Below are 7,152 nucleotides of genomic sequence, written 5' to 3'. Positions count from 1 at the left end.
TGCGGGCCGCCAATGCGCCCCAAGGGGGAAACAAGGGCTAATTCGGAACTGCGCGATCCGCACTGGACAACCCGCCAATTCGGACTATCTTGCCATCGTAAGTAGAACAAAGAGATATTATGCCTGGAATTGCAATCAAACCGATGGTGGCGACGGAAATCCAACGCCAATTGAATCATGAACTGGGCGCGGCCCAAGGTTACTTGGCCATGGCCTTGTGGTGCGACCATGAGCATTACAGCGGCTTTGCCGCGTTTTTCCATAAACAGGTGGAGGAGGAACGCGCGCACGCCGCGAAATTCATGGCGCATCTGCTGGATCGCGGGGTGCGTCCGGAAATCCGGGTGCTCGCAGCCCCCAAGAGCGAGTATGCCACCCTGTTCGACGTGGTGAAGCAGGCACAAGCCATGGAACGAGTCAATACCGAGGGGGTCAACGCGACCTACGAGGCGGCTCTGGCCTCCAAGGATTATCCGGCGCAAGTGTTACTGCAATGGTTCATCCAGGAGCAAGTGGAGGAAGAGGCCTGGGCGGATGAACTGCTGGATCGCGTGCAAAGCGCTACCTGTGCCGGCTCCATGATGGACCTCGACCGGCACCTTGATAAAATCCTGGGCGCGGATAAGAAGTAAGCAAACCGGCGCGGCGCTTTCAAAATCCATCAGGAGCCGGTGACGAGGCTCACATGAATGCGGCACATCGGCATATTCGAGTTGCCGTCGCCGCGAGTTAAGGCAATGTGAGGCGGATATATTTGAGTCTCCAAACATCGTCTCCTACGGGGTTTGGTCGTAGGTGTCGAGACTCAAACTTTTCGGCTGTCTGCTGGTTTTAACGGTTTAAGTTAGAGTCTGACAATGAACGTTCCTTGATCCCATGCCGCTCTTTTTTGAGGGCTGGGAGTCTCCAAACGTCGTCTCCTGCGATTGTTTGCCGCACGCGCTCCAGCAACGGTTTTAAATGTTCCTCACTTTTTGCTTCAACGCGCGCGGCAGATGCCTAAAGTGGCGGGGTGTTATTTGTTTTGTACATCAGCGTGGCGCTGGCCGCGTATTTGCTGGGGTCAGTGCCCACGGGGTATCTCGCGGGCCGGCTCAAGGGCTTGGATATCCGCACGGTGGGCAGCGGCAACATCGGGGCCACCAATGTATTCCGGACACTGGGCAAAGCCGCCGGCGTGACGGTGTTGGCGGTGGATTTGCTGAAAGGGTTCCTGGCCTGCGGCCTGCTGGTCAAGCTGCTGTACTTGGGATTCGGGGCACCGGCGGATCCGGATGGCATCCTGCGCGAGCGGCTCGCCATCCTGGCCGGAATATGCGCCATCCTGGGCCACAATTACACCTGCTGGCTGAAGTTTAAGGGCGGCAAAGGCATTGCCACCACGGCGGGAGTCATGCTGGCCCTGATGCCGCTGGCATTCGCAATTGCTTTGGGCATCTGGGTCATGGTGCTGACGCTCACCCGCTATGTCTCGGTGGCGTCCATCACTTCTGCCGTGGCGCTGCCGTTCGCCGCGTATGGCACCGGCAGCCGAGGGGTATTGCTGGGGGTCACGGTGGTCCTGGGTGCGCTGGCCGTTTACAAGCACAAGGGCAACCTGCAACGGCTGCGGAACGGCACCGAGCCAAAAATTACTTCACGCCGGAATGAACCGGCCAATTCCAAACCGAGCAACTGATATGAAAGTCACTTTTCTGGGAGCCGGAGCCTGGGGCTCCGCCTTGGCCAAATTATTGCGCGATAACGGACATCAGGTCCGGCTGTGGGATGTGAACCGCGCCAATCTGGAGGCAATCCGATCCGGACAGAACGAGGCGTATCTGCCCGGCGTGGCACTACCGACCGATCTGGAGGTGGAGACTGATTTTGACCGGGCGGTGGCTGGGCGTGACTGCATCGTGCTGGCCATTCCCTCCGAGTTTTTCCGATCCGTGGCGGCACGGTTGGGCGCGACCAGGGCCATCCTGGTGAGTGTCACCAAGGGCATTGAATTTGAGACGGGAGACACGATGTGTGAGATTCTCCAGGAACTTGCCCCGAAGTGCCCGGTGGCCGCCCTGAGCGGGCCCAGTTTTGCGGTGGAAGTGGCACGCGGAGTTCCCACGGCCATTGTGTGCGCCAGCGGGGACGCCGCCACGGCGCAAATAGTGCAGTCGCTGTTTCATCGCCCCACGTTCCGCATGTATCGCAGCCCGGACCTGCGGGGAGTGGAGCTGGGCGGCGCGCTGAAGAACGTGATCGCCATTGCCGCCGGCGTGAGCGACGGCTTAGGTTTTGGCGATAACACCAAGGCCGCACTGATCACCCGGGGAATCGCGGAAATCCGACGGCTGGGAACGGCGGATGGCGCGCAGACGGAAACCTTTGCCGGCCTAAGCGGCATCGGAGATCTGACGGTCACCTGCTTTTCCAAGCTCAGCCGCAACCGTTCGCTGGGAGAACGACTGGGCCGGGGCGAAACGATGCCGGCCATCCTGGCCAGCGCGCCAAAACTGGCGGAGGGTTATCCCACCGCCCGTTCCGCACAAAAACTGGCCCGACGCCTGAAGGTGAGCATCCCGATCATTGATGAGGTGCATGCGGTATGTTATGAAGGCAAAACACCCCGGCAAGCAGTGATGGACCTGATGAACCGGGATGTGAAGGCGGAAGATTAACCCTAAAAACCGCCATTATATGTTCGACAAAACCGTTCCAGAACCGCAGGCTTTCCCCAAGATAAAACGTTTATGAACACGCCACTTCCCATCGAAAAGTTCAAAGAAATTCAATCGCTGGTGCAGCGGAACCAAAAGATTGAGGCCATCAAGCTGTATCGTGAATGCACCAACACGGGTCTGTCCGAGGCGAAAATGTTTATTGAAGACCTGGAGGCGGAATTGCGCGGTGAGCCGCGCCCGCCCGCGCGCCCCGGTCCATCTGATGCTTCGCAAAGCGTGAACGAGTTGCTCTTTCAAGGGCGAAAGATTGAGGCGATCAAACGCTACCGGGAAGATACTGGCAAGGGATTGGCCGAGGCCAAAACGGAGGTGGAAGCAATGGAGGCCGAACTGCGGGCCACCAATCCGGAGCGTTTTACCAAACCCGCCGGAAAAGGCGGTTGCATGGGCCTGCTGCTTATCGTCGGGACCATTCTAAGCGCCTTGGTATTGTTGATTGTCTTGGCGGTGATACGGTCTTGAGTGACACCAGACGGACGCACCACGCGGGGTGCCGGTTTTACGCCAGATGATTTGGCGGGTACGCTTCAACCGTACGCGCCGAAGCCGAAGAAATAACGTTTCTTGGCAAACCGGTACATCCAATGCTTCTCGGGAATCTCCCGCCCGGCAACGTGATGACAGGTCTGCGGCTGCATGGCCGCCAATTCCGCCAGTCCGCTGCCGCGTCCAGTCGTATCCGCCGCTTGCTGTTCCACCAGGAATTGTTTCAATTGGGCGGGATGATCCATGATGATGCAACCACGGGTGGTCTGAGCCGCAAAAGTTCTAAACTTCGCCAAAAATTCCGAATGCGCCAGCTTGTTGACCAAATCGCTGCCATCCCCCACGTTTTCCCGGGAAAACTGGATGACCGGGCACGGTTCAATATCCCCACCCGGCCCGATATGATGACTGATGCCGGTCACCGCCGGGCACAAGGCGCGGCCTTCATGGTCCCAGTACGCATCCACGACCACAATGGGTTCGCGGCAGCGGATATCCACCATGAATTGCCGCAACTGTAATACCTGTTCCTCAGAAAGCACCAATTCCGGCGTGGGATTGACGCCCACCGGACGGTAGATGTAATACCAGACATAATGCACCCCGCGCCCGATCAGTTCATGCACAAACTTTTCCGAGGCCAGGTCGGCGAAATTGGAGCGGCAAACACTGGTGGCCACGCCGGTAATCAGCCGATGGCGGCGGCACGCTTCCAGCCCCTCCATGCTCCGGCGATACACCGCTTTGCCGCCGCGCCGTTCATCACTGACCGTTTCGCTGCCCTCGATGCTGATCAGGGGCGTGACATTGCCGAGTTGCCGCAGCTTGCCCGCTACCTCATCGGTTAGCAACGTGCCGTTGGTGAAAAGTTGGAAGTAACAATCACGATGTCGCTCCAGCAATTCAAACAGGCCCGGATGCATCAACGGTTCACCCCCCAGCAGCCCGAAGAAAGAGGAACCCTGGCGTTTGCATTCCACGATCACGCGATCCAGGGTGGCGACGTCCAGAGTGCGTCCCGGTTTGTTGACGGAAATCCAACATCCCTGACACTGAAGATTGCAGCGGCTGGTGACCGATAAAAACACGAAGGCAGGGAAAAATTCACCGCGTTTGAGCCGGCTCTCAAAAGCGCTCATGGCCCGCATGCCTTTCCAGCCAAGGTTCCAGGCGCATTTGGCCAACAAACGCGGGGCCGGCTCCTTGAGCATCCGATATGCCAGTTGGGCGATCATGCGCCGAGGGCTCCTTTGGATGGCGGCACCGGTGGGTTGCTGGCTTGCTGTCCCAGAGTTATCCCCGACTGCTTGATCAGATGCGGACGCGCCCGCTTGCGGCGTTCGGCCAATGCGCCATACACATCCGAGCCGAGAATCTGCTTCACATCCACCTTCACCCGGGCACGCTCGGTGGTCTCATCTTGGATGGGTGCGCCGCTGATGGGGGATGCACTGGCGGAGGCGTCGCTATATTTGGGGAAAATAATGGCAACCTCGGGGCAAATCCGCGCACACGCCGGGCAATTGGTTTTGCACCCCTGCGGATTGAGGACGGCCACCCGGCCATCCTCATCCAGCCCATACACTCCAAACAGGCAAAAACTCAGGCATTGTTTGCAATTCACACAACGCTCGGTATCAATCACCGGAAACCAGGGAATCCAACCGCTGCCCTTGGGCGTCTCAAAATCCACCGACGCCGGTTCGCCCAGTCCCTCCGCCAGGATTTGCTGCACAATGGATTCCGCCGAATCCGCCCGGGGATTCAATACCGCAATGGCCTCGCCATTCAAAGCGCATCCGGCAGATTTGAGCAGCGCCTTCACGGTTCGCGGATAACAGGCCACGATTTTGACCTCGTCCCCAGCCATCCAAGCGGCCAGCCGGGCATCTTTGCGCGCCGACAACTCGCACAGATCATCCACCACATGGACTTTGGCCTTGGCGGCCAGCAACGCCTCAAGGATTTGCTGGCGCTTATCCGCCAGGGCATTCTCGCTGCTGGCGCAACGACACAACACGAGCACAGTTTTTTTTGGCTTCATCAACATGTCCATCGGTTTCAGCGTGGACGCCTGCAATAAAGCGCACCCTTATGCCAACGTCAATGAATGGATGAATATAATGTCATAGCGAGGGACAAAGGCAACGGTGTCAATCGCCGTCGAAACGGAATGAAAACAAAAATACTCACCGCCTCACCGCCTTTCTCCTGACGAAAAAGCTTGCCTGAAAGGCGAACTATGGCGAAATAGCGGGTATCGGCTCATGACGGGTTGGAGATGGTCATCAGCCGGTCATCCGGGTTACATGTCAGATCGGTTGGGCCCATAGCTCAGCGGTTAGAGCAGGCGACTCATAATCGCTTGGTCGTAGGTTCAAACCCTACTGGGCCCACCATTCAATATAGTACGGTAAAACAGGGTTAAAACCGCACTTCATTCACCTAAAAATGAGACTGAGAAAAACCGTTTGTTTCTCATTTTTTTCTCACAGTTGGAACCTCAAAGCCGGACTTTACCACACTTCAACGTGGGCTGAATGTGGCTAATAGCTATGCCTGTGCAACTGCCCAACCACGCTTGGCCAGTGAAAGCGCACAATACGCCCGGATCGAATTGCCGGGCGTATCGTTCGGCATCGCACCAACCGGCGAGCCATCGGCACGGATATATTCAACCGCCGGGCAAGCTCTGAGTAGTCAATGAACGTTTCAGAGTCCATGATGGCATTGCGGATGGCGTCAATGTCGGCTTGCGTGATGGCGGATGGTACATTCATAGGGGCACCCTATACTGGTGAGCACTTTCGACAATCAGAAAAACACCGCTTGACGCCCCCCGCGTCATGGGCGTAGGTTGCCCACGTTGCCAGAGATGGCAGCCCGGAGTAGATCCCGGTGAAACATAAATATGCAGAACACCAGAAACTTTGCCACGTCGCGACGTGTTGCCCGCCCATGCAGGCGGGGATCTACCTCATGTTGTGACGTGGCTTTTCGTGTTCAAATGAAAGCAAAATCCATTAATACAACCGGTTCCAAAACTGGAAAAACCAATACCACACCCAGAGGCGTTAGGCGTGTGCGCAACATTCAACTGCCGGGTGAACTTGCGCAGATGATCCGTGATGACGCTAAGGTCATCGGGTGGACTCCAGATCGGTTGTTCAACGAGTGTCTCCGCCAAGGCCTTAAAAAGTTTGCCCCGGCCAATGCTGCTGGGGATGCATCCGCGATAATACATAAGCGCGGCGATGTTACCGTGATTGTCGAGGGAAAAGAGGCTGCCAGCTTGCGAAGTGGAGCGACGCGTCTAGGGTTTTCGATAGATGAATACATCCAGAGGTGGACAATTACCGTGGACTGTCGTTTGCAATAGTCTGCCGTAACGCGTACTCATTCAAAGCCCGTCCCGGCGTTGTCAACGCTGGGCGGGCTTTTGTGTTTCCTCTACAGATCAAGAACACCGTCTAGCAACGCGGCCGGGCTGACGGCGCCATCCGCCGGGCGTTCGATACTGCGCACCAAGGCAATGGCTTCCGCAAGAATCAGCGCCTTGGGGGGCTCGCTGTACTGGCCGCCAAACCGGGCAACATTCGCCCGGGTCATCCGCCGAATGGACGCCAGCCGGCCATCAAGGCGCGCGGCAAAGGCGTCAAGGACCGCCTTGACGTCTGGCCACGCCTCGCGGGTGGTGGACTCCATTTCCCGCAAGGCCAGCGCACGGCGTTCCCGGCAGTCATCCCGGATAGCCGCAGGCGTCATCAAGACATCACCCTCCGGGGTCCGGTTCAAGACGCCACGCGCCGCGCTCAGAATGCGATGCTGGGCAGCGTGCTCAGAGTGGCCATCATAGAGACGCCAAGCGGCTTCCCAGCGCCGTTGGTAGGCGCGTAGGGTGTCCTGTAGCGTAGGGTGTCCTGTAGCGTAGGGTGTCCTGTAGCGT

Annotated in this window: 9 protein-coding genes and 1 tRNA gene; 6 read left to right on the top strand and 4 right to left on the bottom strand. The window is 57.8% G+C overall.

The features are described 5' to 3' along the window. Positions 1-119 precede the first annotated feature (119 nt). The 4 genes from WCO56_27985 (at position 120) to WCO56_27970 (ending at position 3,182) form a co-directional block, all read left to right on the top strand. Positions 120-632 (top strand): ferritin, encoded by a 513-nt coding sequence (locus tag WCO56_27985; protein MEI7733443.1) that lies wholly within the window; start codon positions 120-122, stop codon positions 630-632. A 380-nt stretch (positions 633-1,012) separates the two neighbouring features. Continuing rightward, a complete protein-coding gene (gene plsY / locus WCO56_27980; GenBank protein MEI7733442.1) occupies positions 1,013-1,678 on the top strand; it encodes a glycerol-3-phosphate 1-O-acyltransferase PlsY in 666 nt (221 codons plus the stop codon). Position 1,679: 1 nt separating this feature from the next. Continuing rightward, positions 1,680-2,657, top strand: a complete 978-nt coding sequence (locus WCO56_27975; protein MEI7733441.1) for an NAD(P)H-dependent glycerol-3-phosphate dehydrogenase — start codon at positions 1,680-1,682, stop codon at positions 2,655-2,657. A 72-nt stretch (positions 2,658-2,729) separates the two neighbouring features. Next, positions 2,730-3,182 (top strand): hypothetical protein, encoded by a 453-nt coding sequence (locus WCO56_27970; protein ID MEI7733440.1) that lies wholly within the window; start codon positions 2,730-2,732, stop codon positions 3,180-3,182. Positions 3,183-3,247: 65 nt separating this feature from the next. Here the strand turns inward: WCO56_27970 and WCO56_27965 are convergent, their stop codons facing one another. Together WCO56_27965 and WCO56_27960 are read right to left on the bottom strand one after the other, a co-directional pair. Then, positions 3,248-4,441, bottom strand: a complete 1,194-nt coding sequence (locus tag WCO56_27965) for a radical SAM protein (GenBank protein MEI7733439.1) — start codon at positions 4,439-4,441, stop codon at positions 3,248-3,250. Continuing rightward, on the bottom strand, positions 4,438-5,250 hold the full coding sequence (locus WCO56_27960; GenBank protein ID MEI7733438.1) for a ferredoxin family protein: 813 nt from the start codon (positions 5,248-5,250) through the stop codon (positions 4,438-4,440). The genes WCO56_27965 and WCO56_27960 overlap by 4 nt, the downstream gene beginning before the upstream one ends. Positions 5,251-5,529: 279 nt before the next feature. On the opposite strand from WCO56_27960, the gene WCO56_27955 reads away from it, so the two are divergent. Further along, positions 5,530-5,605: transfer RNA gene (locus WCO56_27955), tRNA-Ile, on the top strand. A 147-nt stretch (positions 5,606-5,752) separates the two neighbouring features. Here the strand turns inward: WCO56_27955 and WCO56_27950 are convergent. Then, complete coding sequence (locus WCO56_27950) at positions 5,753-5,986, bottom strand: hypothetical protein (protein ID MEI7733437.1); 234 nt, start codon at positions 5,984-5,986, stop codon at positions 5,753-5,755. A 227-nt stretch (positions 5,987-6,213) separates the two neighbouring features. Here WCO56_27950 and WCO56_27945 point away from each other — a divergent pair, with 227 nt between their 5' ends. Then, positions 6,214-6,585, top strand: a complete 372-nt coding sequence (locus tag WCO56_27945) for a hypothetical protein (protein MEI7733436.1) — start codon at positions 6,214-6,216, stop codon at positions 6,583-6,585. 71 nt (positions 6,586-6,656) lie between these two features. Here WCO56_27945 and WCO56_27940 read toward each other — a convergent pair. Further along, positions 6,657-7,152 (bottom strand): hypothetical protein (locus WCO56_27940; protein MEI7733435.1); only part of this gene is annotated, 496 nt, incomplete at its 5' end.

The sequence above is a fragment of the Verrucomicrobiota bacterium genome (assembly GCA_037139415.1).
Taxonomy (GTDB): Bacteria; Verrucomicrobiota; Verrucomicrobiia; order Limisphaerales; family Fontisphaeraceae; genus JBAXGN01.
Note: the sequence above shows the minus strand (reverse complement) of the source record. Positions and strands in the feature narration are given on the sequence as shown.

Coding starts and splice junctions, on each gene's coding strand:
- WCO56_27985 (MEI7733443.1), top strand. CDS start 120: ATGCCTGGAATTGCAATCAAACCGATGGTGGCGACGGAAATCCAACGC.
- WCO56_27975 (MEI7733441.1), top strand. CDS start 1,680: ATGAAAGTCACTTTTCTGGGAGCCGGAGCCTGGGGCTCCGCCTTGGCC.
- WCO56_27970 (MEI7733440.1), top strand. CDS start 2,730: ATGAACACGCCACTTCCCATCGAAAAGTTCAAAGAAATTCAATCGCTG.
- WCO56_27965 (MEI7733439.1), bottom strand. CDS start 4,441: ATGATCGCCCAACTGGCATATCGGATGCTCAAGGAGCCGGCCCCGCGT.
- WCO56_27960 (MEI7733438.1), bottom strand. CDS start 5,250: ATGAAGCCAAAAAAAACTGTGCTCGTGTTGTGTCGTTGCGCCAGCAGC.
- WCO56_27950 (MEI7733437.1), bottom strand. CDS start 5,986: ATGAATGTACCATCCGCCATCACGCAAGCCGACATTGACGCCATCCGC.
- WCO56_27945 (MEI7733436.1), top strand. CDS start 6,214: ATGAAAGCAAAATCCATTAATACAACCGGTTCCAAAACTGGAAAAACC.